The following is a 25,537-nucleotide window of genomic DNA, read 5'->3' as shown; positions in this document are numbered from 1 at the left end:
GGCGGACGGCCAGACCAAGGCCCTTGCCCTTGCCCTGCGGGTCGTGGAGGACCCAGGCGAACTCCAACTCGCGGTCGCCGAACTGCTCGACGCCAAGCCCGTCGCGGCTCCCACCGGCGACAGCACCTCACCCGCGACCAGCAAACCGGCATGTGATGGCACCGTCCTGAAAATACCATCCCCCCGGCATGGACCCCTCGGCTTCTCCCGCCCCCGGGCGCCCTTCACACCGGCCGAATCCGCCCGGGCACACCGGCTAGCCGAGCTCGCCGAGCTCACTGAATTGACACGAAAACACCCAGTACGGCCTCGGCAATAGAAAACCGGGAGGTGTCGTCCCCGCTGCGGGAACCGCCCCGAAAGGAGACAACCATGACGGCAGCCCAGTCCTCACCTATCCGCTCATGCTCGGAACTTTCCTACGGAGACGAAATCGAAGCCTGGCGCTTCGGCAAGCTCCTGCACCGAGGAAGGGTGAACCAGACCCTGCCGTCCGTGGAGATGTTCTGGATCATTTGCTCAAGGACCGGAACACGCAAGCTCGTGGACATGGAGGCCGCCGCCATTCTAAGGATTCCAACAGCACCCCGAGACGCGAGATCTGCGGCACCGCCGTCGTCATCCCGTTGATGAACCGGGTCGACAGACCGCGGACTGGTAAGCCGGCACCCGGACACAGATGACCGAAGGAGCGTAAGCATCCCCCTTAAACCCGAGGGCGGGAGGCTGGCGGACGCCGCCGTGAGGGACCGGCTTGGGCAGGGGCGTCAGCCCATCCAACCGTTCGGCGGGAGTGACTCCAAACCACTGCGGCCGACTCGGGCGGGCCTCAACTCCAACCCGGGGCGGTGCCGATTTTGCGTTGCTGCAGAGGATTGCCGCCGCGCTTTGCGATGGTGGATCACTGCGCAGGAACGAACTCCCCCTCATCAAAGCCGCCAAAGCCAGGCGCCCTCAGGCGGCAACGCTACAGGACCGCACAATCAATGGTCGGCGCCCTGGCTCTCACCAAAGGCGGCGAGTTGGCCCTCCAGACCCATGATGATCGTGTCCAGCGCCAGGTGGAAGACGCGGTTCTCGTCACGGCCTGGAGGGGTGAGCCCATCTTCGCCGACACTGGGGGGGTTAAGGCTCGACCACCGGTGGAGCGCGCCGGTGAGTTCGGCGGTGAGGACACCGTTCATGGCGAAGCCCACGAGAGCGGTGAAATGAGAGAGCTCCGAGTGCGGCACCCCTGCGGCGTCCAGGATCGCGGTGAGCTCAGTCCAGAACGGGTCGTCGGGCTGGATGAAGTCCGACTGCAGGCTGAACGAGTAGCCCATGAACCTGGGGTGGCTGTGCGCCAGCGTCCGGAACTCCGTGGCGAGCAGGCGGATGCGCTCCTGCCAGGAAGCGTCCTCCAGCGTCACGGTGCGGAACTGGGCGCCGACCATTCTCGCCACGCCCCGCAGCACGGCGTCCTTGTTCGGCACGTGGTAGTAGAGCGACATCGGGTTCGCATCGAGCGCGGTGGCAAGTTTACGCATGGTGAGCGCCTCGACCCCGTCCGCGTCGATGAGCCGCAGGGCGGCGGCGTAGATCCCGGCCTCGGTCAGAGGCACCTCTCTTTTCCTGGTCCCCCGCGGGGAACTCTTCGTTTTTTCCATACTCGGACACTATCAAATTCGTACAGCGTATGGAAATAACCTCGGCCGTGCGGCGGAATGAAGCCACTCGACATTCCGGGTTGCGATCGACCTTCCGTACGATGTATGGTTGCAATTCCATACAACGTATGTTTCTGCGGTGCATCTCCAACATCACCGACGCAACAGCCCATCCACGCCCTGCACAAAGGAGCAAACCCATGACCACTCAGTTCAAGAACGAATCGCGACCCATCAGGTCTCCGCGCGCGGTCCCGCTCTTCGGCCACACGCCGCAAATCCCCAGCACCAACCCGGTGGAGTACTTCGGCGAAGTGTCCAAGCAGTTCCCCGAGGGGCTCTACAGCATGGAGATCGCCGGCATCGAGCAGGTCTTCGTCTGGGACCCGGACCTGGTGGCCGAGGTTTGCGACGAGTCGCGGTTCTTCAAGCAGATCGACAAGACGCCCCTGGCCCATGTCCGGGACTTCACGGGCGCCGGCCTGTTCACGGCCCACCAGCACGAGGAGGAATGGGGCATGGCGCACCGAGTCCTTCTCCCGGCCTTCAGCCAGCGGGCGATGAAGGGCTACTACGGGCAGATGCTGGAGATAGCCCAGAACCTGGTGGGCAAGTGGGAGCGCAGGGAGGGCCAGCCGGTCAACATCACCGACGACTACACTCGGCTGACCCTGGACACCATCGCCCTGTCGGGGTTCGGTTACCGGTTCGACTCTTTCGCCAAGGAGGATCTGCACCCCTTCCTCAACGCGCTGCTGGAGTCGCTGGTTGAGTCGCTGCGGCGCACGCAGGAGCTGCCGATGATGACCAAATTGCGCAAGGCCGATGACAAGAAGTACCGCGCGAACATCCAGCAGATGCGGGACCTGGTCGAGAGTGTGATCAGGGAGCGCCGTGAGGGGAAGGGCACTGCAGAGGATGACCTGCTGGGTCTGATGCTGGAGGCCACCGACCCGGAGACCGGCAAGGGGCTGGACGACGACAACGTCCGTGACCAGGTAGTGACGTTCCTGATCGCCGGTCACGAGACCACCAGTGGTCTGCTGTCGTTCGCCACGTACTCGCTGATGCGCAACCCGCACGTACTGGCCCAGGCCTACGCAGAGGTGGACCGCCTGCTTCCGGGCGACACGGTCCCGGACTACGACACGATCATGCAGATGGACGTAATCCCGCGCATCCTCGAGGAAACCCTGCGCCTGTGGGCTCCCATCCCGATGATCGGCAAGTCCCCGCTGGAGGACACCGTCATCGGCGGCGGCTACGAACTGAAGAAGGGAGCGCGGGTCAACATCCTCGAGGGCCCGCTGCACACCCACCCCAAGGCGTGGGACCGGCCGGAGGAGTTCGACATCAACCGGTGGCTGCCGGAGAACCGGGTCAACCACCACCCGCACGCCTACAAGCCGTTCGGCAACGGCGTGCGTGCCTGTATCGGCCGGCAGTTTGCGCTCACCGAGGCCCGCTTGGCCCTCGCGCTGGTGCTGCAGAAGTTCAAGTTCGCCGACACCAACGACTACAAGATGGACGTCCAGGAGGCGCTGACGCGCAAGCCCGGCGGCTTCGAACTGGAAGTGCGGTCCCGTCAGGAGCACGAGCGGACCGTGTTCGGCGCAGTGGACCTGCAGACCGGCGACACGCCGGCGCAGGCCGCAGTCAGCGGTGTCGGGGTGAACCTGACCGTCGCCTACGGCTCCAGCCTCGGCTCGTGCGAGGACCTGGCGCGCACCATCGCCGACCGCAGTGAGCGCTCCGGCTTCGGCACCACGCTGATCGGTCTGGACGAGCTGGGCGACAACCTGCCCACCGAGGGCCTGCTTGTCGTGGTGGCCTCCAGCTACAACGGCAAGGCCCCGGACAACGCGCAGCGTTTCGACGACCTGCTCGCTTCCGGACTCCCGGAGGGTTCGCTGTCGGACGTGCGGTTCGCACTGCTGGGGGCCGGCAACACCCAGTGGGTGGCCACTTACCAGGGCTTCCCCAAGCGGATCGAAGAAGGCCTGCTGGCCGCCGGCGCCACCCCCGTCATCGAGCGCGGCGCCGCGGATGCCGCCGGTGACTTCGACGGCATGGCCAGCCGCTGGATGGAAACCCTGTGGGCCACCCTGGCCGAGGAGTACGCCGCCGACACCTCCGAGGTGAGCAGCCCGCGCTTCCAGGTGCAGTTGCTCACCGAGGCGGACGTGCGCCCCGCGATCGTCTCCGAGCAGGCCTACCCCCTCACGGTGGTGGCCAACGAGGAACTCGTGGCCGACGCCACCGGCCTGTGGGACTTCAGCCTCGAGCCGCCGCGCCCGGCGGCGAAGTCCATCACCATCGGCCTGCCGGAGGGTGTCACCTACGAGACCGGCAACCACCTGGCCGTCTTCGCCAAGAACGAACCGGCCCTGGTGAACCGTGCCCTCGCGGCGCTCGGCGTCGACCGCGATCAGGTCCTGCGCCTGGAGCTGCCCACCGGCGGCCGCACCCACCTCCCTGTGGGCACCCCTGTGACGGCAGGACTGCTGCTCACCGATTTCCTGGAGTTGCAGGACGTGGCCACCCGCTCCCAGATGCAGACGCTGGCTGAGCACACGGAGTGCCCGTGGACCCGACCGCAGCTTCAGGCCTACACGGCCGACACCGCCGAAGCCGAGGAGCGCTATCAGACTGAGATCCTGGGCAAGCGTGTCTCCGTGCTGGGCCTGCTGGAGCGCTTCCGGGCGGTCGAGCTGCCGCTCGCGGTCTTCCTGGACATGATGGGTCCGATCCGCGCGCGGTTCTACTCCATCTCCTCCGCCCCGCTGGCCAACCCCCGCCACGTGCGCCTGACCGTGGGCCTGCTGGAAGGCCCGGCCCTGTCCGGTGACGGCCAGTACCGGGGCACCTGCTCGTCCTACATCGGCGGCCTTGAGCCCGGGGACGTCTTCTACGGCTACGTGCGCGTGCCCTCCCCGACCTTCGCCCCGCCGGCCGACCCCGCCACGCCGCTGATCCTCATCGGCCCCGGCACCGGCATCGCGCCACTGCGCGGCTTCCTGGAGGAACGCGCATCGCAGCACGAGAGCGGCACGAAGGTGGGTCTGTCGCAGGTCTTCGTCGGCTGCCGCCACCCGGAGCACGACTACTTCTACCGGCAGGAGATGCAGGACTGGGAGCAGGCCGGGATCGCCCAGGTGCACACCGCCTACTCCGCGGTGACCGGCCACCCGGCCCGGTTCGTCCAGAACGCCATCGCCAACGCCGCCGACACAGTATGGCAAGCCATCGAAGACGGCGCGCACATCTACGTCTGCGGTGACGGCCGCCGCATGGCGCCCGCCGTGCGCGAGGCCCTCGCGGCGATTCACCGCGAGCGGACCGGCAGCGACGACGAGGCCGCCCAGCAGTGGCTCGCCCAGCTCGAAGCCGATGCGCGCTACCAGCAGGACGTCTTCGCCTGATCCCCCAGACGCCGGGAGGGTGCGGCGGTCCCGACACCCCGCCCCCTCCCGGCCACCACTGAGCAAGTCAACAAAAGGAGTCATCATGGCGACGGAAACCCAGGCCACGGCCGCCCCTCACGGAGGCATCCTGGCAGCCACCGGCAAAACCGATGCAACCACATTACCGCCACCGCAACTTCCGCCTGCTCACCTTGAGCACCGGCGGGCTTGCGAGCTGACCCATACGCCATGGGCCGGCTGGTACTGCGAGACCGCAGCTGACTGAAAACCGCGGCGGTGTCCACACATTCGCCTGATCCCCCAGACTCCGGGAGGGTGCGGCGGACCCGACACCGCACCCCTTCCCGGCCACCACCCGATTGCGAACCACCACAAACCACACGGCAGCCATCGGCCCGAACCGCCAGGAAATGCCGCTCAGAGAAAGCAGATCACCATGAATACCATGCTCGCCGGACGCTTCCACCTGGACAGCAAGAAGTTCGCCGTGGAGGAGGTCCCCATCCCCGTTCCGGGCCCGGGTGAAATCCTGATCGAGGTGAAGGCCGCAGGTGTCTGCCTGTCGGACGTCCACCTGCTCGACGGTTCCCTCGTCCCACTGTTCGCCACCTCCGACGCGGTCACCGTCGGCCACGAGGTCGCCGGTGTGATCCACACCCTCGGCCCTGACCTTAAGCGCGGACTGACCGTCGGCACCCGCGTTACCCTTGAGGCCGGCAAGACCTGCGGCCAGTGCGGCGGCTGCGTGCGCCGCCGCCCCTGTACCCAGATGCGCACCGCCGGCATCGACTACGACGGCGGCTGGGCCCAGTACACCCTCGCCCGCGAGGACACGCTCATCCCCATTCCCGACAACCTCCCCTTCGATCAGGCAGCGATCATCCCCGACGCGGTTTCCACCCCCTACGCCGCCGTCGTTGCCACCGCCGGGGTGCGCCCCGCACAGTCCGTCGGCATCTGGGGCGTCGGCGGAGTCGGCGCCCACAACGTCCGGGTCGCCCGCATGGCCGGCGCCGCGCCGGTCATCGCCGTCGACCCGCTGCCCAGCGCCCGCGAGCGTGCCCTGGCCTTCGGTGCGGACTTCGCCCTGGACCCTGCCGCCGACGACTTCGCCGACCACATCCGCATGGCTACGGGCGGACGAGGCCTGGACTTCGCCTTCGACTGCGCCGGCGTGCCCGCCGTCCGAGAGCAGGCCGCCTCCGTACTCGGCCTCAACGGCGCCCTCATCCTGGTCGGCATCAGCCCCAGGCCCCTCACCATCACCGAGGGCCTGACCTTCAACTACCTCGGCAAGCAGGTGCGCGGCCACTACGGCGGCACCCCCGAGTCCGTCAGCGAGCTGGTCCGGCTGGCCGAGGTCGGACGTCTAGACCTCGCCCCCTCGATCACCGACCACTTCCCGCTCGCCGAGGCGGCCGACGCGGTGAACCGGCTGGCGAACAAGATCGGCGACCCGATCCGCCTCATCCTGGTGCCCTGACAGCTGAACAGCAGTTCATCAAGACCAGCTCGGCAGGAGCGGGTGGGCGCCGGTGCTTGAGGGAGCACCGGCGCCGGCCTCTCGTGAACTGTCGGTTTCGTCCCGGGTCTTCAGACCCACATAAGCGACAACGAGGCAGCAACGAACCTTGTTCAGCGCACATATTCACCCCCGTGACCTACCCAACAATCGAGACAATCGAGGATGCCATGTCTAGGAAACGTCACGAGTCCCCGACGGCTGCTTCGAAGGAAAAAGTCAGCCTATGGGGGCTGGTCCTACTCGGGTTTCTCGCCTCCCTAGCCTTGGTCGCGGCGCTATCTTACGTCTTCGCCGCCTACACCACGCAGAGTCTGACACCCTTGGGAAATCAGCAGACGCTGACGACTGATCAACAGTCCGGCGTTCTTCGGAACGCCGTGACAGCAGGGGCTGCGCTCGGTGTTGGTGTGACGCTGCTCCTCACCTACCGGCGTCAAAGAGCGACAGAGGAAAATCTCTCGATCACCAACAGCCTTTTGGAACTACAGCAACGGCAGCATGATACCCAGGTGGTCTCCGCCCTTAGGGACCGATACTCACTTGCAGCAGAGCAGCTGGGGAGCAAAAAGCTCCCCCTTGCCATTGCTGGCGTCCATTCAATCGAGTCCCTGACCGATGAATGGTTTGCGGAGCGCAACGAAGTTGAGCGGCAAAACTGTGTAAGTCTTTTGACTGAATTTTTAAGACTGGCCAAGAAGGACAAAGATAATCTTTCGGATGTAGGCTCTCTCATTACCGCGACCATCCTCCGCCGCTTAAAGGCAGGGCTCGAGGAGGGACGGTACTGGGGGCTGCGCATCAACATGGCATATCATGCCCCGTCCAACATTTCCGACCTATACGTCAATGGCGCACAGCTGGACCTCCGAGGCGTTCGTGCCGAGGACCGTGGAGACCATGACCTCGGCTACATGGCCAGGTGGTACGTGGCCGCCGGCAGCGTCGACCTGACCGATCTGCAGTTGGACATGGGCAATCTTCTCTTCCAGGACTCCGTGTTTCATGGCGGCAGCGTCAGATACAGTATCGACGAAAACGGCAGTGGTCGCGGTCGAATCGAATTCAACCGATGCACTTTCAGCGGAACAAAATTTGAAAATGTCGAACAAAGCCGCGATGCCCTGTCCCTAACGTTCAAAGATTGCCGATTTGAAGACGGTAGCTTCAACTTCGCCACGTATCAGCGGCCCAAATCCTTGTCCTTCATCAACTGCACCTTCGACAAGAACATATTTACAGGCAGTAAAGAAATGAGCGGGTTTGACTTCACCGAACTCTTGATTCACAACTGCGAATTTGCGGACGGCCTCCAAAAACTCGAAACCCGGAAAGCGCCAGAGGTTCCAGAGCGCGATTAGCATGGTGACGGTCGTTCCCCGCCGGCATCCCGAGGTCGGGCAATTCAGCGGGCAGCGTCTCCGTTCGCTGCCACCTCGTCGACGGCACCGCGCAGCCCGGCCGTTTGGAGTTCGGGGAGTGGACTGCTACATATTGCACGCGCTTCGTTGGCAGAGACACCCAACATTCGCAGCAGCGCCTCGGTCGCCCGATCCGTCGTCTCGGCGTCGTCGCGGTCCGGTTCGGCATGGATGAGCTGTCCGAGGAAGGTTGCCGCACCGACGGCGCACACCACGGCTACGTCGACGTCTGTCATTGTGAACCGACCGGAATCGACGCCGGCCTGAATGTCACGCCGGACACGCGGCGCCAGTCCTGTCTGCGCGCCGAGGATGTCGAGAGTTGCGTGCAGGATCACCTTGCTGAGCTGAGGTTCACGGCGGTGGAAGCGACCGGTCAACCGGAAGCTGGTGGCAAACGCGACGGCGGGGTCGTCGACGTCGGTGGTGAGCTCGTCCAGGACCGCGCCGAGGAGGTCCATGACGTGCTCGACCGCTGCCTCGAACAGCTGGTCTTTCGACTCAAAGTGGTTGTAGAAGGAGCCGATCCCAACGTCCGCGGCCTGAGTGATCTCCAGCACCGGCGTATTGGTCCGTCCTTGAGCCAGGAAAGACTGTGCTGCGCGGATCAACGCGGCGCGAGTCTGCGCCTTCCGTCGATGCGACCGGGTGGGTTCCGGGGACGAAGTTGGGGCTTGGGTCATCGCTGGCTCCTTGAAGTCATCCGGTCAAAGGAATCCTACCAGCGCGCCATCAATATAGTGAAGAAATCTTCAACTGCCCTTGACTGACGATATCTTCATAATCGAATATAGATTCAGAAAGTGAGGCTATCCATGAATGACCACCATGACCACCCTGGGACCCACAGCGACCTGCACACTGACCTGCATAGTGAGCAAGGGGCGCTGCGAGGCGAGCACCGCGGACGGGCGGCGAACCCGATCATCAAGGTGCATGACATCGCCTGGCTCGAGTTCCAGAAGCCAGACCTGCTCGCTGCCGAGACCTTCGCGCACGCCTTCGGCTTCGCCACGAGCCTGCGCACCCCTGACGAGCTGCACCTCCGAGGCACCGACACCGGAGCGCCGTGCGTGATCGTACGGCGCGGACCGAGATCGCAATACCTGGGCGCCGCGTTCACTGCGGCCGAGGCCTCGGACGTCCTTCGCCTGGCTGACGCGACAGGCACGACCACGAAAAAACTACCGGAGACCATCGGCGGCATAGGGGTTAACCTCGTGGATCCGAGCGGCGCGGCGATTCGCGTCGTCGCAGACACGCACAAACTCCCTGCACTACCGGCCCAGACGCCGCTCACGTTCAACTCCGGCCACGAGCTGGCGCGGGCCAACCAGACCCAGCGGCCACTGCGTCAACCAGCGACGGTTCAGCGCCTCGGTCACGTCGTGCTTCAGAGCACAAAGTACCGTGAAACGCTCGACTGGCACCTGGAACACCTCGGCCTGATCGTCAGCGACTTCCTCTACTACCCTGGCCAGCGCGAGCGCGGTCCGACAATGAGCTTCATCCGCTGCGACCGGGGTTCGACACCAACCGATCATCACACCATCGCGATGACGCTGGGACCGACGAACCGCTACGTGCACTCGGCATACCAGGTCGCTGACCTCGATGCCCTTGCCGCCGGCGGTGAGCTTCTGCACGACCTTGGGTACCGCCGTTCGTGGGGGATCGGCCGCCACATCCAGGGCAGCCAAATCTTCGACTACTGGCGCGATCCCAACGGATTCCTGGTCGAGCACTTCACCGATGGGGACATGTTCGACTGCACCCTCGAGCCCGGTTGGGCACAAATGTCCGCCTCCAATCTCGCCCAGTGGGGCCCTCCGGCGAGCAAGGACTTCCTCGGTATCACCCCCGGCCGGGAGTCGCTGCGCGAGCTGGCCTCGATGGTCTCAGCCCTCCGCGACGACAACGAGTTCGATTTCACGCGCCTGCGCGGCCTGATGAAAGTAGCCACCTCATGACCGTCTCCATCCTGCGTACCGCCGACAATTGGTGGGTCCACACGCCCACCGGCGCCGCCCGTATCGCCACTCTTGCGACCACCACGGGCGAGCTGATCGCCGATCGGGCGGCCATCAATGCCGCGATCGGCGGCAGCGAAACTGTGCCGGTGGAAAACCTGGACCTCATCTCGCCGGTCACAGTGCCGTGCCGCGTGGTGGCCCAGATGACGAACTTCGCCTCGCACGTGAGGGACGCCGGCATGGATCCTAAGAAAATCCCACTGACCTTCTTCCGCAAGTCCTCGGGCTCGATCAGCGGGCCCCATGACGACGTCGTCCGGCCCGGGCACGTGCGGTTCCTCGACTACGAGGCTGAGATCGGCCTCGTGATGGGCCAAGAGACCCCGGTCGGCTCGGTTATCACCGACGACACGATCGCCGACTACGTCGCTGGGCTCGTGATCACCAACGACATCTCTGCCCGCGACCTGCAACTGCCGAAGACCCAGTTCTACGAGTCCAAGTCCTACCCGAGCTTTACGCCCGCCGGACCGACACTCGTGCTCTTCGATCCCGAGGACTGGAACCGCTTTGGTGAGCTGCGGCTGCGGCTGTGGGTGAACGGCGAGGTCCGCCAGGACATGACGGTGGCCGACATGATCTACCTCCCCGTCCAGGCGCTGGGGGCACTCACCCGCTTTCAGCACCTCTCCCCCGGCGACCTGGTGCTGACTGGCACCCCTGTCGGCACCGCACTGAGCGCACCACCGAAGCCAGTCGAGATCATCAGCAATCTGCTGCCCCCGGCCACGAAGTGGCGCCTGTTCTTCAAGGCCCAGGGCCGCAATCCGAAGTACCTCAAGAGCGGTGACGTCATCGAGATCGCCGTCAGCACCGACGACGGGAAGATCGACTTGGGGCGCCAGCGCACGACGGTGAGGGACGCCCGGTGAACGGCACGACTCTCTGGCCACGGTACTCGAGCCCAGATGACATCGTCGACATTGAGAGGACCCCCCTGTCCGAACGCGGACTTCCGGCATCGACGTACGAGCTGCTGTGCCGAGCCGCCCGGCTCTGGCCGGATCGGACGGCAGTGGCAGTACTTCGGAACGCCGAGCGCTGGCAGGAACCCGCCACGCTGACGTTCGCTGAGCTTCTCGCCAATGTGAACCGGATGGCGAACCTGCTGAGACAAATCGGGGTCGGCCGCCAGGACACCGTGGCCTTACTCTCGCCCAACTGCCAGGAGCTCATCTCCGCGACCCTCGCCGCCCAGGCTGCCGGAATCGCCGTCCCGATCAACCCCGGCTTGTCCGAGGACCACATCGCCGAGCTGCTCCAGCGCTCGGGCGCGCGGGTGCTGGTGGCGGCCGGGCCCGATCTCGATCCCGTCGTCACCGAGGCCGCTTTCAGCCTCGCTAAGAAGGGCCTGGTGGACTACGTGCTCCTCATGTCACCGACCGGGCAGGCACCCGCTGGCCCGGCCTCGACCGTCGGATTCGCAAGCGTGGACTACCTGACGCGCCGGGCAGCAACCGCGTCGTCCGAGCAGTTCCACGGCGATCGGCCCGGACAAGGCGATGTGGCGGCACTCTTCCACACTGGCGGCACGACCGGCACCCCGAAGCTGGCGGCACACACCCAAGCCAACGAGGTCGCCGACGCCTGGATGCTCGCAGCCAACGACCTCCCCGGCGAGGACGCCGTGTACTTCGCCGCCCTGCCGTTGTTCCACGTCAATGCACTCGTGGTGACCGTCCTCGCTCCCCTTTTCAAGGGCCAGTCGGTCGTGTGGTCCGGACCGCTGGGCTACCGCGACCCCGCCCTCTACGGCGTCTTCTGGAAGCTGGTCGAGCACCACCGGCTTACCGCCATGAGCGCCGTCCCTACCGTCTACGCCACGCTCGCCGCGTCTCCCGTGAACGCCGACATCAGCAGCCTGCGCCACGCCATGGTCGGAGCCAGCCCCTTGCCCCCGGCCGTGCGTGCCGGCTTCGAGACAACCACCGGCGTCGCCCTCATCGAAGGGTACGGCCTGACGGAAGCTACGTGCGTAAGCGTCCGAAGCTTCCCAGGCGCCACTAACAGTTCGCTCGGCTGCCGGCTGCCCTACCAGCAGATCAAGTCGGTGCACGTCGACGACGCCGGTCACTGGCACGATGTCGGACCAGGCGTAAGAGGCCAGCTGGTGATCAAGGGCCCGACGGTCTTTCCCGGCTACGTCATCGGCAACGGCCCCGACGGCATCCTGCTCGACGGCCTCGGCAAACTGCGGGACGGCTGGCTCGACACCGGCGACCTCGGACAGGTCGATGAGGACGGCTTCGTCCAGCTCACCGGCCGTGCCAAGGATCTGATCATCCGAGGTGGCCACAACATCGACCCGGCAATCGTCGAGGACGCCCTCCTCACGCACCCGGATGTGACGGGCGCAGCGGCGGTCGGCAGACCCGACCGCCATGCGGGAGAGGTACCTGTCGCCTACGTAACATTGGCTGCTGGTGCGACCACCAGGACCGAGGACCTGATCCGATGGGCGGATGACCGGGTCGGGGAACGGGCGTCCTCGCCGAAGTCGGTCACAATCGTCAACCAGCTTCCGGTCACTGCCGTCGGCAAACTCTACAAGCTCGCGCTCCGGGCGGACGCCACCAGGGTAGCGCTGAGCGAGGCCTTGCGGGAGACGGCCGCCGTGCACGCCGTGGAGACCGATATCGAGGACGGCACGATAGTCGTCACCGTGCGAGCTGACGAGGCATCGCATGCGGCCGTCAAGCGCACCCTCGACGAGTACGGCGTCCGATGGCGGATCACGCATCGGCCCGCAGGAAAGGCGAATCGATGATCATCGTCCTCACGATAGCGCTGGTTGAATGTTTTACGGCGGCAATAGTATGAGCGCCCACAACGAGGGCGTGGCGCCGGTGGTCGTGGTCGGCGCTGGCCCTTCCGGGCTGGCTGTCGCCACCCTACTCGGCCAGTACGGCGTCGAGTGCCTCGTCCTGGACCGCTGGGAGGGCGTCTACCCGCTACCACGGGCGGTACATCTCGACGACGAGGTCTATCGCATCCTCCACCGTCTGGGCGTGGGGACGCAATTCGCTGGGCTCAGCCGACCTGCACACGGGCTACGTTTGCTCGCACCCAACCACCGGGTGCTCGCGGAGTTCCAGCGACCGGCCGATGGCGGCGCCCACGGCTATCCCCAAGCGAACATGTTTGACCAGCCGGACCTCGAGCAGCTCATGCGCAACAACCTCCGGATCATGCCTACGGTGACCCTGCGCGGAAATGTCGAGGTTCTCCGTGTGACCCAAGGCAACGCGGCAGTCCAGGTGGACTTCACGGATCGTGCCACAGGGGCACGCGAGTCGGTCCGTGCCAGCCATGTCCTCGGCTGCGACGGCGCCAGCAGCATGGTGAGGGGGGCCATCGGCGCGGAGATGGAGGATCTGGGCTTCGAACAGCGCTGGCTGGTTGTCGACGTCGACACTTCGGCGCAACTGAACCAGTGGGAAGGCATCCACCAGCTGTGCGACTCCCCCCGCGCCGGTACCTACATGCGCGTCGGAGAGCTCCGCTATCGCTGGGAGTTCCGGCTGCTGCCTGACGAGACTGCCGCCGACTTCGCGACGATGGATACGCTCCATCCGCTGATCCGGCCCTGGACCGGCGACGTCCCGGTGGACGATCTGCGCGTGATCCGGGTCGCCGACTACACCTTCCGCGCCCAGGTCGCCAATAAGTGGCGCGACCGCCGGGTCTTCCTCCTCGGCGACGCCGCTCACCTGAGTCCTCCCTTCATAGGCCAGGGCATGGGGGCGGGACTCCGAGATGCGATGAACCTGGCCTGGAAGCTCGCCGGTGTTCTTGCCGGCGAGCTCCCCGCAAGCACGCTGGCCAGCTACCAGACCGAGCGCAAGCGGCACGCGAGAAGAACTATCACCGTCGCAAAGCTGTTCGGCCTCACCATGACCGCGGGTGGTCGCGCCGGTACGGCCCTGCGGAGGTTTTTCGCACCGGGCCTACACCTCGTGGCGGGCCTTCCCGCACAGTCATGGACAGCTATACCCCTCGGCTCCCGGCTCTCGGCACTCGCCCGCACCTCCGCCGTCGGACGTCTATGCCCCAACGCCCGCACTTCGGTCATCCCGGACGGCAAGCGATTCGATGACGTCGCCGGAGACGGATTCGCGCTGCTAGCTCTCGCGATCACTCCCGAAGAGCGCGAACGGATCCTGCTCAGGGGCGCGGCGCCCGTCGTCCCGGACCCCGGATCTGAGCTCCAGCAGTGGCTCGTCCGACATCGGATCGCTGCTGCCGTTGTCCGCCCGGATCGTGCCGTGATGTTCACTTCCGACTCCGTCGCCGGGAGCCTCGCCCGCCTGCCGTCCTTTCACTCCGCGGCCGCGAAGACCGAGCGGACAGAGCGATGAAAGCGCATCGGCTCCCCATAACGTCCTCGGGCATGACCGCACTACCGGACCGGCCAAGGTGAGGCGCAGCAGAAGTGGCCGTCACACCCCGCGGGATCAACCGCTCCCATACCCGAACACAAAAGGAACACCATGAACCCCACGACAACCTACGCCACGATCCACGACAGTCTCGCCATCGACTCCGACAGCACTCAACGGCTCTTCCTCGAAGCGCGGACCGCCAATAGCTTCTCCTCCAAACCGGTCTCAGCCGACACATTGGCCGCGATCTACGAGCTGACGAAGATGAGCCCCACGATGATGAACAACCAGCCGCTGCGCATCACCTGGGTCCAGTCACCCGAAGCCCGCGAACGCCTTGCCTCGCACCTGGCCGACGGTAACCAGGAGAAGACCCGCACCGCCCCCGCAGTCGCGGTGCTGTCCTATGACAGCGACTGGCACGAACACTTCCCAACGTTCTTCCCGCCCGCCCCCGAACGCAAAGCAATGTTCGACGGCGACAGAATCAAACGCGCCGAAATCGGCAAGAACAACGCCTGGCTCCAATCCGGGATTTTCATCATGGCGGTACGTGCAGTCGGGCTCCATGCAGGCCCCATGGGTGGATTCGACGCCGCCGGCGTCGACGCTGACTTCAACGCCGGCACCACACACCGGGCGTTCATGGTGGTCAACGTCGGGGAACCWGGCGAGGACGCCTGGTTCCCACGCCTGCCCCGCCTCGCCGCCGACATCGCCGTACGAACCATCTAACTAACCACAATCCACAACCGGCAGGGTTTTCTCCTTCGACGCAGCGAAGAAGAAAACCCTGCCTTTTGTGGTGCATGGGCCCCCTCGGGGAGCACGTGCTTTGCCGCAGGACGTGTGCCTCTCGCCTTAAACCGGTGGCTCCTCACAGACGTCCTGCGAACAGAATGGGGCTTGCGCGAAGCCGCCATCTCGGGCTGGGGCGCCGTCAGCAACCGCATTGCCGCCTTGAAGGCGGGACTTGACCTGGAAATGCCCGGCACCGACGGCCCAGCGCTTACCTGGCGGCTCCCCCGCCAGCCAAGCGATACGACTCCTGCAGCAGCTCGTCCAGTTCCTCGACGTCGATCCTATCCAAGCGGACCAGCACCAGTTTCGGGGACCGCTCGTGGTGGGGCGTCCAGAAGTAGGTGTCGGGGCCGGTCCCTGCGAGTGCTTCCCGTTCCTCGGTTTTCACGGTGAGGACGCCGTCTTCCCAGATACGTGCCATCAGGGTTTTTCCGAACCATGCCGGCTGGCCCCAGCTGGGCCGCTCGCTAACCCCCGGCAGTCCACGGCAGATCTGGCGGACATCTTCCTCTGTGGCCATGGTTCACTGTGGCACCGGAGCCCCTGACCAGGCAACGCCTGCCCTCCCTAGGGAGACTTCCAAAAATTGCTTCGACCACAGGCGGTCAGTATTGCGGCCTACCTTCCATACGTTGTATGGTTAAGCTTCCATACAACGTATGTTTCCGCGGTGCATCCCGCATCGTCGGCGCCGTTGCCAATACCGCCCTGTACAGAGGAGCAACCCATGACCGTCCACTCCACGGACGACCTGCCATCCAGCCCGGAAGACATCGACGCCGTCAAACCGCAAAGACACGGCGCCGGTGGGCGTTCGCGCTGGGATCTCAGCACTCTGCGCGAGCTGTGGCGGTTCAAGGAATACGGCCGGCCCGAGCGAAAGTCGCTGGCCCTGGGCGTGCTGATGAACGGCGGGCAAATGGCCGCCAATCTTGCCGCCCCCTGGCCGCTGGCGCTGGTCATCAACGACCTGCTCCAGGACAAGGGCCAAGGTAACGGCCAGGGCAAGAGCGGGATCCTGCACGCCGTCGCCGGGTGGTTCGGCGGTTCGTCGATGGCGATGCTGCTGGTCGCGGCGAGCGCGGTGGTGGCGATCACCGCTGCCGCGGGGATGTTCTCCTACCTGGGCGACATGTACATGAACGGGTCCGGCCAGCGGATCACCTCGCGCATCCGCGCGGATGTGTTCGCCTACACCCAGCGGCTGCCGATGGCCTTCCACGACCGGCAGAACGTCGGCGAGCTGACCAGCCGGGTCGTCTCCGACACGTCAACGGTGGAATCGACCCTGCGGGATGTGGGCACCGACCTCGTCCCGTCCGTGCTCACCCTGGCCGGTACCGCCGCCGTGATGGTCGCGGTGGACTGGCGCCTCGGGCTGATCGGGCTCGTCGTCGCCCCGCTGGTATTCCTGACCGCCAACCACTTCGCCGGCCTGACCCGGCAGTACGCCCGTCGCAAGCGCGCCGCCACCGGCGACCTGACCGGGCTCGTCACCGAGTCCCTGATGGGCATCCGCACCGTGCACGCGTTCGGCAGCCAGCGGGTGCAGGACCAGCGGTTCGCCACGCAGAACGACAACGTGCTCGGCCTCTCGCTGCGCTCGGTCAAGGTCAGCGCCAAGTTCTCCCCCACCCTGCAGTTGGTCGCCTCCGTGGGCACCGCGCTGGTGTTGTTCGTCGGCGGTTACGGAGCGCTGAAGGGCTGGTGGCAGGTCGGGGTGCTGGTGGTCGTCACCAGCTACCTCAAGACCATGCTCTCGCCGATGAAGTCCCTGGCCAAGCTGGCACCTAGCTTCACCCAGGGCGCCGCCTCCGCCCAACGGATCGCCGACATCCTCGACCAGCCCACCGACCACCAGGGCACCGAGGAGCCGCTGCCGGCCCGCGTCGACGGCCGCATCGAGCTGCGCAAGGTCGTGCTGGACTACGGCACCGGCCGCGGCCCGGTCTTCACTGACGTCGACCTGACCGTCACCCCGGGCGAGCGGATCGCCCTGCTCGGTGACAACGGCGCCGGCAAGTCGACCCTCCTGTCCGTGATCGGCGGCCTCTACCGTCCCACCTCCGGCCAGGTCCTGCTCGACGGGCACTCGGTCCCCGACCTCCCGGAGCGCTGGCTGCACCAGCAGGTGGCCATGGTCCTGCAGGACACCTTCCTGTTCTCCGGCACACTGATCGACAACATCCGTTACGGCCGCCCCGACGCCACGGACGCCGAGGTGGCTGCCGCCGCAGAGGCGGCCCTGGTCAGCGAGTTCGCCGATGACCTCCCCGACGGGCTCGACACCACCGTCGGTACCGGCGGGACCGGGCTGTCCGGCGGGCAGCGCCAGCGCGTCGGCATCGCCCGCGCACTGCTCGTCGACGCCCCCGTAGTGCTCCTCGACGAACCCACCACCGGCCTGGACGTTCACGCCGAGGAACTCGTTGTCCAGGCGCTGGGCCGGCTCGTCAAAGGTCGCACGATCATCGCGACGACGCATCGGCCCGCGGTCACTGCGCTGGCCACCCGCACCGTGTACCTGCGCCGGGGTGGCGTTCTGGACACCGAGCTGCCCGAGACCGCTCCGGCAGACCCTTCCGCCGACCGCACCCACCTCACAACCATCGGAGCCCTCTAATGACCATCACCGCGACGAACACCCGAGAGCCGTCCACCCACCGCACCAAGCCATCGAAGAACCAGACGGCGACTGCGTCCCCGCCCACGGCCGGCGAGGTGGTGCTGCATGCCCTCCTCGCCCAGACCAGGGCACTTCGGGAGGCCGAGCGCAAGGTGCGCGACGGCGACCCGAAGGGGGTCACCAAGATGCGCGTCGTGATCCGCCAGCTGCGTTCCACACTTCGCGGCTTCTCCCGCATCCTCGATCGGCAGGTCACTCGACCGGTGTGCGCCGAGCTGGCGTGGCTGGGCCGCCAGCTCGGCGAGGAGAACGACACCCAGAGGACACTCATCGAGCTGAAACGACAGCACGACGCCCTGCCGTCGGAGTTGATCGTTGGCCCGGTGTTCGACCACGCCCGGACCCAGCTGGACCAGCTCGCCGTCAGTAGCAGCCAGACCACCCATGCCACGCTCGACAGCGATCGCTACGCCGCGCTCCGTCAGGTGCTGGACTGGCCGCCGGCCGACCCGCCCTTCACCGAGCGCGCGGCGCGGCCCGCGGCGGAGGAGCTGCCAAAGAGCATCGCCAAGGCGCTGCGCACGCTCGACCGTCACCTCGTGGCCGCCCAGGCGCTGCCGGCGGGGACAGAGCGGGATGAGGCGCTGCACGACGCCCGCAAGGCCGACAAGCAACTCCGCTACGTGATCCACGTCGCCACCCCCGTCGTCGGCAAACCCGCCCGGCGGCTGGGCCGGCAGGCCAAGAAGCTCCAGGACCTGCTCGGCGACTACCAGGACGCGGTCGTGACCCGCCCAGTGGTGCAAGGGCTCGGTTCCGCCGCGTCGGCCAAAGGTCATCCGACCGGCACGTACTACCTGGTGGACGCCCTGGAGCAGGTCCGCACCGACCGTGTCCTGGAGAAGCTTCCGCGCCGGTTAAGCAGCCTCTACGACGAGGCGGCCTGGCTGCCCAACGCCGCCTCCCTCCAGTACGACCCGGGGACGTCAGCCGCGCGGACCGGGAGCGGGATCTGAACGCACCACAGCTGCCAACTCGAGCGTTACCGGCGGTCGAGGGGCCGCCGCAGCCGAGCGTCGGCTCGGTCTCAACCGACCACCAAGGCCAGACAGCTCCGGCCGCGTCGCGGGCCTGACCCCGCGACGCGGCCGGAACCGGGGCGCACTGTCCGTGGCTCAGAAGTCGTCGCCGAACGAGACGGGACCGCTTCGCGAAGGACTTCGGGTGATCCTTCACCCCGTCGGGGCCCAGCTCACCCCGTTGTGGGCCTTCTAGCCGAAATTCACCGCCGCCGCGCTGATCGACTGGTGCGACACCGCTGGAGTCGACACCGCCTTCATCGACCCGAGATCACCCGACAGAACGCCTTCATCGAATCCTTCAACGCCCAGTCCAGAAGGGAACAACTTTCTGGTGAAATCATCCACACCATGGCCGGAGCCAACTATTTGGCCGAGGAATGGAAATCTATCTACAGTCATGAATGGCCCCACGAGTAGCTGGACGGCATGAGGCCGAAACGCTTCTAGGAAACATGGACCGAAACAGGCCAAATTAGCTATCGCGTAGACGCTGGACTGCTAATTGGGGTCCGACCATTCACGCTGACCGGGCTGAGAACGAAACAATGAGACCTAGACGTGTGTTCGGCTCAATGTCACACTGCCYCAATGGCACTACTGAAGTTTAGCCTTGCGCAAGTCGGGCTTGTTGGGATCATGCGTCCAACGGGTCGCGGCGAGGGTGTGGAGTGTGCAGCGCTCCGACATCTCGCATCTCATCGAGGGTCACAGGTAGGAGACCAACACGCAGCGGTTCGCTTCGCTCGGACTACCCAAGTTGCTCCCGCTGCCGCAACGACAGGTCGCACTTTTTAGAATCACGCCCGGTAGGCCGGATGGGGAGGAAGCGAAGTAAATGAGCGCTGATCGGGCATTTTGGCTCCGGATCGCCCGAGTGATTGGCATCAGCGCCCTCGCTGCGTCCATTCTCCTCTCCGGCTTCGGGCCCGTGGCCACATCGGCGGCAGCGGAGTCGATGGCCGTTGCGGCGGCGTACACGCCTGACGAACTTGCGATGCTTCCTGGCGAGACGCGTGCGACAGGGCTCCGCATCCAGAACCCCACGAGCGCCCCTGTGGTGGTCAACCCGAAGATCAGGCAGGAAAGCGGCGCAGTTAGTCCACTCGTCATAACCCTTGACGAGACACCCGTGTCGATTCCGGCGGGCGGCTCGCTGACTGTGCCAGCAATCGTCACTCTCCCCGCCCGGCTGTTGTCGTCCGTCACAGTGGTCACGACGATCGGTTACACCGGAGTGGACTCGGCGGGGTCAATCCTGGCTACGCTGAAGGTCTTGCCCGGGACGATTCCGGCGCTGGCGTCGAATGCGCTCACGATCTCCCAATCTGGCGACACGGCGATGGTCGATACCCAAGCCGCAGACCTCTATTTCGGCGTCCAGAACACTAGCGCTCTGACGCAGCGCATCACAGGGGCAACGCTCACTTTCCCGACCTTTCTCAAAGTCGAATTGACTAAGGCCTCGCGCCCTGCTGACGCCCCCACAGGTTCCCTTACGCTGGATCTGCCGGACACCCTCGCCCCCGGAGACGGCGCCACCGTGCACCTACACGTAAGCGCGCCGAACGGCGTTCAGCCTGGAAGTGCCCTAGTCGTTCTATCAATAAACTACGAGGACTCGGTCGGCCAGAACGCCGGATTCGCCACGGACAGTCACAAGATTTCCCTGAGCGTGTTTGGGGAGGACGCGTTGACCGGCGCCTTCGGCGCGGCGATCGCGCCCGCGCTCTTCGTCGTTCCTGGTCTGCTGTTCGTGCTCGTCGTCTGGTTCCTGTGGTGGCGTGTGTATCCCCGCGAGTTGCCTATCGAGATCACGCCGCCGCAGACGATAACCGGCACGGTGGCCTTGGCGATCCTCGGTGTTCTTTTCGCGATGCCGTTTCCTTTTCTTTATACGGAGATTTTCGGCCGGAACTACAGCGCTGTCTACGGATTCGTCGATATCGTCCGGATCTGTGTACTAGGCATCGCAACCGGGGCAGCAGTCTGGGCGGTCGCGATAGCAGTCCGATGGGTAATCCGCCGAAATCGTTTTCAGCCGAATGACAGTGCCCGAACAGTCCTCCGCAAAATCACGCGCTTCAAGGGCAAGGCTAAGACCAAGGACAAGCTGGATCAGGTAGCTAACGCGAACTACACGAACCAGAACACAGGCAGGGTGTTTGTGCTCCGCTTCGGCCCGACTACAGCCTTAGTATGCCCCCGGATCGTGTCAAAGCCTTCAAAAGAAGGCGAGAATGCAGCAAGGTTCGATGCTCTCCTCACGGAAGGAAAGAATCGAGAGCTCTACGAACTCGTGACGGGCCCGGACTTCAGCTCCCCCGAATACCAGCCAACCAAGGATGTCGCGACTGTTACTAAGGTCAAACTGACTGACCTGACGGACTTCGGTCACGGCAGGATTGTCAGCACGGAGTCGTAATGGGTGATCGAGTCGAAGGTAAAAATGAAGGGCCGGGTGCGAGCACCCGGCCACGGCCCGCCATCGGGCGGCCCAATTTACTTAAAAGTAAATTCTATCTACTCAAAGATAGTTATTCAGTCAATTCGTTTATATCAAGTGGCCGCAAGGATAGCAATAGGGGCAGATGTCATGGCTAGTATCACTCGTTTTCATATCAGCTGGCTGCTGACATCTGCGCTTCGGGAGGTTGTCATTGATGGACTCGGTAAGCCGTCACTTAGCAGTCTGACCTCCTACACGACCGCCTTCATGGCGGCACCCACGACGGGAGCAGAATGGCTGAAGCCGTGGGGCTCCTACGAGACGGGGCACAAGTACTGGGCGGCTCTGCTCGGCTCTGGGTATTCGACGGCCCAGGCGTACTCGGGGTGGATCAAGCAGGTACCACTGTTGCGGTCTAGGGGGTTCGTGCCGACAACAAATCGCCTGAATGTCATCGTGACCTGTGAGCGCTACCTCTACCCATCCGGAGTCGGCATCGCGGTCACCGCGACGTTTGAAGGGGATTTGACGCTCGAAGCCGCGGCATCCCTCCAACAGCAATTAACTCAACTCGCGGTGTTCAAAGCATCCGACGACAAAATCCGAACGATCGATATGATTCTCCTTCACGAGGTGCAGCAACTAGAGAAAGACGTTCTCGGCAGTCCGAGTAGTAGCCCTGTGCGCGGCCTCGAGCTGACTACAGTGACAACCATTTCAGGAGCCACGGGAACAACTTCAACTGAGGAAGCGACGGCTCTGTTGAGGCAGATGTGCTATCCGGGGCAGCCTCCTGGAAATACTCTCATCATCGCTAATAAGCACGGCAAGTTTGCCGAGACGATCCGCCTTGCAGGACAGAACACGCAGGCGTCATGGTCGCCGAAACGCAGCACTACGCCCAAAGAAAGTGATGGACTAACCTGCTATCACCACAACACAGTGTTGTCCGCGCTCCACATCGCACAGTTGCTCAACCTGGCCGAACTAGCCGGCCCACAACCTGCTAAAGAGCCTGCCCACGCACAGCAGCTGTATACGCGGGCAGGCGCTGTCCTCGGCTGGGCGTACGGTGGAGAGTCTGTTTACTCGACGTATTTCGCACCGGCAGCCATCGATGATTCGCACCTCGTCAACGGCATCAACTTGATACGCAAAGACCTAGCCGGTCACGGGCCGATCCATCTCCGGAACGCCCCGACCGGACCTCAAACCACCGGTGAGCCTAGCTAAGCCTCGATCCATCGGTCAACTTGGTCGATTAGGGTAGCCAGTGCGTGATCACCTTCTACCGACGTTCGCGCCCAAGTAGCCGGGCAGCGTCAGCCACCGGTTGGCCAACTCCCGCAGTTTGAGAGCCGATCGGCATGTGGGGACGAGTAGGAGCGGACAGACCGCCACCGAATCCCGCGCGGGCAGCTCCCGAGGGCTTCGGCTCGACGCCCAGATCTGACGATCATGCCATTTGAAGCCACCGCCCGGAGGCCCTGAATGTCTCGTCGGATGCTGCTCTTCCCGGGCACGACCTGCACAGTGGGCGTCTACGCCTCGGCGAGCGGTGGAACCTTTCGCACATCCTCGTGTCATGGCCGGACGACGAGCACCTCGCGCACTGGACATGGATTCCCGCCGGGAACGTCCGCCGCTTCAGCGACTCCGAATGGGACATCGAGGAGGACCGGCGGTGTCCGGTGAAGCTGCGAGGCATGCGGTGGGTAAGCCGTCTGCCGGGGTTCCTGCCGGCATGAGGGGATCATGTGAATGGCAAGAGTTTCTTCACCACCGAGTTCTTGACGTTGCGAGGCCCGCAGCAACTCCCGCAACGGGTACCGGCACCGGGGCTTCGACACCCGCACCGGCACCCTGGACGTCGCCATCCCCTAGCTCCGGCAGGGATAGTGCTTCCCGGACTGGCTGCTGGAACGCCGCCGCCGGGCCGAGGTCGCCCTGACCACCGTGGTCGCGACCTGCTACCTGCTCGGGGTCTCCACCCGGCGGATGGAAAAGCTCCGCGCTGCTGCGTATCTGGCACGGGACGTCAACCCAAAATGATCTAGCCGCTGGTCACGGATCTTGCCGCCGACGGTGTTCCCGTGGCGGTGGACTGCAGGGTGTCGGGATTCAGCAAGCAAGGCTATTACCGGTGGAGAGCCAGCCCGGTCACGGAACGCGACTGGGTCGACGCACACCTGGTAAACGCCGCCCTGGACATCCATGCCGACGATTCTGCGTTCGGGTACCGGTTCATCGCCGACGAACTCCCCGAGAAGGGCATCATGGCCGGTGAGAACAGGGTTCAGCGCTTGTGCAGGGACCACGGCATTTGGTCTGTATTTTCCAAGAAGCGCGGACTGAACCGGAAACCGGGCCCACCGGTCCACGACGACCTGGTGGAGCGGGACTTCACCGCCGCTGCGCCGAACGAGCTGTGGCTGACCGACATCACCGAACACTCCACCGCCGAGGGCAAGCTCTACCTCTGCGCGGTGAAGGACGTCTATTCCGGAAGGATCGTTGGCTACTCGATGGACTCGCGGATGAAGTCTTCGCTGGCCGTCGCCGCGCTGGAGAACGCGGTGCGGACACGCCGCCCGGCGGGGACCGTGGTGCACTCGGACCGCGGCTTCCAGTTCAGGTCTCGCCGCTTCGTTGAATCGCTCCGACACCACGGGCTCACAGGCTCGATGGGCAGGGTCGGCGCGTGCGCGGACAACGCCGCGATGGAATCGTTCTTCTCCCTGCTGCAGAAGAACGTCCTGGATAGGCAGCGGTGGACCACCAGGCAGGAACTCCTTTTAGCCATCACGACCTGGATCGAACGGACCTACCACCGCCGGCGACGGCAAAGACGGCTGGGAAAACTCACACCAATCGAATATGAAACAATCAACCGGACCGCGCTCAGAGCGGCCTAAGACCCCGAGCCAACAAAAGCCGGGGCAGTCCCGAGCAGCTTTTCGTGGTCCTGGATAAGCGGCCCGTATGCTGCAGTTAGCACTATTTGGTGATCCTCTTGTACGAGAGCTGGATGGCTTGTGGAGTCCTGGCTTGCATCCGAGCACGGACCATTAGTCCGCCAACGACTAAGCGTTTTACGTTCCTCCCGTCAGTCGTCTGCTGCTGCCGGTCGTATCCTAGCGGCCCCGCCCCATACCGGAGCTTGATCTGAACGCCGGCCGGAACCTCAAATTCCGCAACCGTGTTTGGAGCTTTGATCGTAAATACCTCCAGATCGTGCCAACGCCCGGCGGATAGATGCGTGTGTACGCGGACTTCAGCCATGATTTCTCCAGCCCTCAATTAAAGTCGCCATGAATTCCAATTCCGTTGCTGGCGCTAACATGATTGTTTTGCCTCATCCCGGTGCCAAGGGTGGGACGTTGCCATTTGTGGCCGTCGACTCGAAACCCTTGAGAGGGTCGCCCGATCCGCCGGCGCCGTCCCATTCGTTGCCGACGCTGCATCGGAGAACGGTGTACGCGAACTTGTTGCAACTACCGTTGAGCGATTCGGATCGATCAACGGTCTCGTGCTGAATGCGGGCATTGTCAGCCCCGGGGCAGTCGGTGAGTCGGCGAACGAAGACTCGGACGCAACGATCCGTACCAACTGACGGGTCCCTTCCTTCTGGCCAAGGCAATCGTGCCGCACCTCATAGCGGCTGGCGGCGCCATTGTGGGAGTCGCCTCAGCCGCGGCGCTCAGGGCAACCGCAGGTATCCCCGGGTATAACGCCTCAAAGGCGGCGCTAACAATGCCGATGCAGTCGATTGCCGTGGACTACGGCCCACTTGGGGTCCGAGCGAACGCCGTCTGCCCGGGGTGGACCCGCACCGAAATGGCAGACCAGGAAATGGATGAATTCGGCGCAGAACTCGAGCTGAAACGTCAACACGCTTACTCCGTGGCCACATCATTCGTGCCTACCCGACGGCCAGCAGAGGCGCTCGAAACCGGAAACGTGGTGGCGTGGCTGCTCTCTGACCAAGCCTCGTATGCCAACGCAGCCGTGATACCGGTGGACGGCGGAATGATTGCCATCGATCCAGGTTCGCTGGCCGTGATCCGCGTGTAAGGATTTCAGGCGCCCAGTCGGCTGTGATGCAAGAACGAAGGTGAGCCTCTCCGCAGACAGCCATGTCACGAGCCTCGGG

Annotated in this window: 16 protein-coding genes and 4 pseudogenes; 17 read left to right on the top strand and 3 right to left on the bottom strand. The window is 64.7% G+C overall.

The window, feature by feature from the left end; translation table 11 throughout:
• Positions 1-319, top strand: a pseudogene (locus tag AC1D2F_RS20780) (amino acid-binding protein); the annotation flags it as partial.
• A gap of 53 nt (positions 320-372) precedes the next feature.
• Positions 373-630 (top strand): hypothetical protein, encoded by a 258-nt coding sequence (locus tag AC1D2F_RS20775; protein WP_476967610.1) that lies wholly within the window; start codon positions 373-375, stop codon positions 628-630.
• Between the two features lie 353 nt (positions 631-983).
• Here AC1D2F_RS20775 and AC1D2F_RS20770 read toward each other — a convergent pair whose 3' ends face one another.
• A complete protein-coding gene (locus tag AC1D2F_RS20770; protein WP_229995190.1) occupies positions 984-1,601 on the bottom strand; it encodes a TetR/AcrR family transcriptional regulator in 618 nt (205 codons plus the stop codon).
• 245 nt (positions 1,602-1,846) lie between these two features.
• Here AC1D2F_RS20770 and AC1D2F_RS20765 point away from each other — a divergent pair, with 245 nt between their 5' ends.
• The 3 genes from AC1D2F_RS20765 to AC1D2F_RS20755 all read left to right on the top strand — a co-directional run bounded on the left by AC1D2F_RS20765 (position 1,847) and on the right by AC1D2F_RS20755 (position 7,954).
• Positions 1,847-5,068, top strand: coding sequence for a bifunctional cytochrome P450/NADPH--P450 reductase (locus AC1D2F_RS20765; RefSeq protein WP_364742610.1), 3,222 nt, complete (start codon positions 1,847-1,849; stop codon positions 5,066-5,068).
• Positions 5,069-5,507: 439 nt separating this feature from the next.
• Positions 5,508-6,554 carry a zinc-binding dehydrogenase gene (locus AC1D2F_RS20760; protein ID WP_229996153.1) on the top strand — a complete coding sequence of 349 codons (1,047 nt, stop codon included), beginning with the start codon at positions 5,508-5,510 and terminating at the stop codon, positions 6,552-6,554.
• 173 nt (positions 6,555-6,727) lie between these two features.
• Positions 6,728-7,954: a pentapeptide repeat-containing protein gene (locus AC1D2F_RS20755; protein ID WP_229996154.1), complete on the top strand. Its 1,227-nt coding sequence runs from the start codon at positions 6,728-6,730 to the stop codon at positions 7,952-7,954.
• A gap of 44 nt (positions 7,955-7,998) precedes the next feature.
• On the opposite strand, the gene AC1D2F_RS20750 is transcribed toward AC1D2F_RS20755, so the two are convergent.
• On the bottom strand, positions 7,999-8,697 hold the full coding sequence (locus tag AC1D2F_RS20750; protein WP_229996155.1) for a TetR/AcrR family transcriptional regulator: 699 nt from the start codon (positions 8,695-8,697) through the stop codon (positions 7,999-8,001).
• A 120-nt stretch (positions 8,698-8,817) separates the two neighbouring features.
• On the opposite strand from AC1D2F_RS20750, the gene AC1D2F_RS20745 reads away from it, so the two are divergent.
• The 5 genes from AC1D2F_RS20745 (at position 8,818) to AC1D2F_RS20725 (ending at position 15,164) form a co-directional block, all read left to right on the top strand.
• Positions 8,818-9,984 (top strand): VOC family protein, encoded by a 1,167-nt coding sequence (locus AC1D2F_RS20745; protein WP_476967609.1) that lies wholly within the window; start codon positions 8,818-8,820, stop codon positions 9,982-9,984.
• Positions 9,981-10,919, top strand: a complete 939-nt coding sequence (locus tag AC1D2F_RS20740) for a fumarylacetoacetate hydrolase family protein (protein ID WP_229996090.1) — start codon at positions 9,981-9,983, stop codon at positions 10,917-10,919. Before AC1D2F_RS20745 ends, AC1D2F_RS20740 begins: the two co-directional genes overlap by 4 nt.
• Positions 10,916-12,814 (top strand): acyl-CoA synthetase, encoded by a 1,899-nt coding sequence (locus AC1D2F_RS20735; protein WP_476967608.1) that lies wholly within the window; start codon positions 10,916-10,918, stop codon positions 12,812-12,814. The genes AC1D2F_RS20740 and AC1D2F_RS20735 overlap by 4 nt, the downstream gene beginning before the upstream one ends.
• A gap of 49 nt (positions 12,815-12,863) precedes the next feature.
• Positions 12,864-14,405: a bifunctional 3-(3-hydroxy-phenyl)propionate/3-hydroxycinnamic acid hydroxylase MhpA gene (mhpA, locus tag AC1D2F_RS20730; RefSeq protein ID WP_476967607.1), complete on the top strand. Its 1,542-nt coding sequence runs from the start codon at positions 12,864-12,866 to the stop codon at positions 14,403-14,405.
• Between the two features lie 132 nt (positions 14,406-14,537).
• Positions 14,538-15,164 carry a malonic semialdehyde reductase gene (locus tag AC1D2F_RS20725; protein ID WP_476967606.1) on the top strand — a complete coding sequence of 209 codons (627 nt, stop codon included), beginning with the start codon at positions 14,538-14,540 and terminating at the stop codon, positions 15,162-15,164.
• Between the two features lie 274 nt (positions 15,165-15,438).
• Here the strand turns inward: AC1D2F_RS20725 and AC1D2F_RS20720 are convergent, their stop codons facing one another.
• On the bottom strand, positions 15,439-15,750 hold the full coding sequence (locus AC1D2F_RS20720) for an MmcQ/YjbR family DNA-binding protein (RefSeq protein WP_229992326.1): 312 nt from the start codon (positions 15,748-15,750) through the stop codon (positions 15,439-15,441).
• Positions 15,751-15,957: 207 nt separating this feature from the next.
• Between AC1D2F_RS20720 and AC1D2F_RS20715 the strand changes: the two genes are divergently transcribed.
• The 7 genes and pseudogenes from AC1D2F_RS20715 (at position 15,958) to AC1D2F_RS20685 (ending at position 25,458) form a co-directional block, all read left to right on the top strand.
• On the top strand, positions 15,958-17,853 hold the full coding sequence (locus AC1D2F_RS20715; RefSeq protein WP_476967605.1) for an ABC transporter ATP-binding protein: 1,896 nt from the start codon (positions 15,958-15,960) through the stop codon (positions 17,851-17,853).
• Positions 17,853-18,872, top strand: coding sequence for a CHAD domain-containing protein (locus AC1D2F_RS20710; RefSeq protein ID WP_229992324.1), 1,020 nt, complete (start codon positions 17,853-17,855; stop codon positions 18,870-18,872). Before AC1D2F_RS20715 ends, AC1D2F_RS20710 begins: the two co-directional genes overlap by 1 nt.
• A gap of 259 nt (positions 18,873-19,131) precedes the next feature.
• Positions 19,132-19,352 (top strand): annotated as a pseudogene (locus tag AC1D2F_RS20705) (integrase core domain-containing protein); the annotation flags it as partial.
• A 421-nt stretch (positions 19,353-19,773) separates the two neighbouring features.
• Complete coding sequence (locus AC1D2F_RS20700) at positions 19,774-21,360, top strand: COG1361 family protein (protein ID WP_364742583.1); 1,587 nt, start codon at positions 19,774-19,776, stop codon at positions 21,358-21,360.
• 3 nt (positions 21,361-21,363) lie between these two features.
• The gene (locus AC1D2F_RS20695; RefSeq protein ID WP_229992322.1) at positions 21,364-22,617 is read left to right on the top strand and encodes a hypothetical protein; all 1,254 of its coding nucleotides are present in this window, start codon (positions 21,364-21,366) and stop codon (positions 22,615-22,617) included.
• 579 nt (positions 22,618-23,196) lie between these two features.
• Positions 23,197-24,296 (top strand): annotated as a pseudogene (locus AC1D2F_RS20690) (transposase); the annotation flags it as partial.
• Between the two features lie 473 nt (positions 24,297-24,769).
• Positions 24,770-25,458: pseudogene (locus AC1D2F_RS20685) on the top strand (SDR family NAD(P)-dependent oxidoreductase).
• The last annotated feature ends 79 nt before the right edge of the window (positions 25,459-25,537 follow it).

This window comes from Arthrobacter sp. P1_B3 (assembly GCF_056406615.1).
The sequence above is the reverse complement of the archived record's forward strand: the minus strand, read 5'-3'. Positions and strand labels throughout refer to the sequence as shown.